The sequence below is a fragment of the Pseudoneobacillus rhizolycopersici genome (assembly GCF_054786815.1).
This window is the reverse complement of sequence record NZ_JBTOOE010000203.1, coordinates 1-246: the sequence shown is the minus strand read 5'-3', so window position 1 is coordinate 246 and position 246 is coordinate 1. Positions and strand designations below refer to the sequence as shown.

Genomic DNA, 246 nt, shown 5'->3' with positions numbered 1-246 from the left:
AGCCGTCCTCCGGCCTGGCGCCCTTGGGCATCGGATAGGCAAACTCCCCGGCCAGGAGGGGTGTTCCATCGAAGACAATGTCGCATGGATAGCGGACATACGCGCGGTCGCTGAGCAGGCGCTGCAACTCGCCCCATCCGATTTGCGGGCCGTACTTCAGGAACACCTCAATCCCCTTCGCCTCCACGTGTGCGGTGAGCGACTGTTGTGCGCCTTCGGCTGTAAGCTGCAGCACCATGGCTAACG

1 protein-coding gene is annotated in these 246 nt (G+C 63.0%); it reads right to left on the bottom strand.

The annotated features are described in order from the left end of the window. On the bottom strand, positions 1-246 hold a 246-nt coding region (locus tag ACX9YW_RS23435), incomplete at both ends, for a hypothetical protein (protein WP_460351189.1).